Annotated in this window: 2 protein-coding genes; both read right to left on the reverse strand. The window is 75.2% G+C overall.

Annotated features, from left to right (window positions below):
* The coding region (locus A612_RS01490; protein ID WP_019372846.1) for a sensor histidine kinase at positions 1-798 on the reverse strand (798 nt) is incomplete at its 3' end.
* Positions 795-1,841, reverse strand: a 1,047-nt coding sequence (gene glmU, locus A612_RS01495; protein ID WP_019372847.1) for a bifunctional UDP-N-acetylglucosamine diphosphorylase/glucosamine-1-phosphate N-acetyltransferase GlmU, incomplete at its 5' end; no start/stop codon positions are given. The genes glmU and A612_RS01490, both read right to left, overlap by 4 nt.

Below are 1,841 nucleotides of genomic sequence, written 5' to 3' on the forward strand. Positions count from 1 at the left end.
CAGCGGCCAGTCCAGCGTCACTGTGCAGCCGGCGTCCGGCTCGGCCGTGATGCGCAGCCCGGCGCCATGGCGCGCCGCGATCGCCTCGCACAGCGCCAGCCCCGCGCCCACGCCCTCGAACTCCGATTCGCGGTGCAGCCGCTCGAACATGCCGAACACCTCCCCGGCCCGGGCGGCATCGAAGCCCACGCCGTTGTCCTGCAGCGTGATGCGCAGCCGCCCCGGCGCCTCCTCGGTGGCGCGCACCGCGATGCGCGCCTGCGGGCGCGCGCGCGTGAACTTCAGGGCATTGCCCAGCAGCTGGGCGAGCAGCTGCCGCAGCTGGGCCGGGTCGGCCTGCAGCGCCGGCCCGCCGTCCTGCGGCAGGCTCCACGCCACTTCGCGCCCCGCCTCGAGCAGCTCCAGCTCCGCCCGCGCCGCGCGCACGGCCGCGTGCAGCTCCACCGGCTGGAGCTGCAGCGGCGCGCGCGCGATCTCGTTGAGCGCACGCAAGCCCTCCAGCATCTGCGCCATGCGCCGCGCGGAGCGCTCGAGCGTGTCCAGGCAATCCAGCGCCTCGCGCACCTGCTCGGGCGGCTCGGCCAGCTCCCGCAGCAGCTCGCTCGCCAATTGGGCATAGGAGGTGGCGTGGCGCAGCGGCGCGCGCAGGTCGTGCACCACGCGGCGCAGGAACCGCTCGTGCGCCGCCTCCAGGTCGGCGAGCCGGCGCTGTGCCTGCGCCAGCTGCTGTGCCAGCGCGCCGCCGGCCGCGGGTGCCCCTCCGTGCGCCGGCCGCTCCCCGTCCTGTCCTGGCCTCATGCCTTGGGGGCCTTGGCCGGCCGCTTCCAGCCGGCGATGCTCAGCTGGCGCCCGCGCGCCACGGTCAGCGCGCCGGGCGGCGTGTCCTTGGTGACGGTGGAGCCGCCGCCCACGGTGCCGCCCGCGCCCAGGGTCAGCGGCGCGACCAGCACGCAGTTGCTGCCCACGTGCACGTCCGCCTCGATCACCGTGCGGTGCTTGTTGGCGCCGTCGTAGTTGGCGGTGATGCTGCCGGCGCCATAGTTCACGCGCTCGCCGACGTCGGCGTCGCCCAGGTAGGCCAGGTGGTTGGCCTTGGCGCCGTCGGCCAGCTGCGAATTCTTCACTTCCACGAAGTTGCCGATGTGCACCTCGCGCCCCAGCCGCGCACCCGGGCGCAGGCGCGCGAACGGCCCGACCAGCGCACCCTCGCCCACCTCCACGCCCGCGGCCTCGCCGTCGATGTGGGTGTAGGGGTGAATGACCGCCCCGGCCGCGATGCGCGCATTGGAGATATGGCAGTAGGCGCCGATGCGCGCCCCGTCGCCGATCTCCACGCGCCCGCCGAAGATGCAGCCCACGTCGATCTCCACGTCCTGCCCGCACACCAGCTCGGCGCGCGCGCCGCTGCGGGGGTCGTCGCGCAAATCGAAGCGCGCCGGATCGGCCAGCCGCACCCCTCGCTCCAGCAGCGCCTCCGCACGCCGCCGCTGCAGGGCGCGCTCGAGCTCGGCGAGCTGCGCCGGGCTGTTCACGCCCGCCACCTGCTGCGCGTCGTCGATGCGGTGCGCCACCACCGGCACGCCGTCGGCCGCCGCCATGGCGACGATGTCCGTGAGGTAGTACTCGCCCTGGGCGTTGTCGTTGCCCAGCCGCGCCAGCCAGGCCGCCAGCCGCCGCGCCGGCGCCGCCATGATGCCGCTGTAGACCTCGTCGATGGCGCGCTGTGCGTCGCTTGCGTCCTTGTGCTCGACGATGCGCTCGACCCCGCCGTCGGCGCGGCGCACGATCCGGCCATAGCCCGTGGGGTCAGGCAGCCGCACCGTCAGCAGCGCCAGCCGCTC

This window comes from Melaminivora alkalimesophila (assembly GCF_000282995.1).
GTDB lineage: Bacteria > Pseudomonadota > Gammaproteobacteria > Burkholderiales > Burkholderiaceae_C > Melaminivora > Melaminivora alkalimesophila.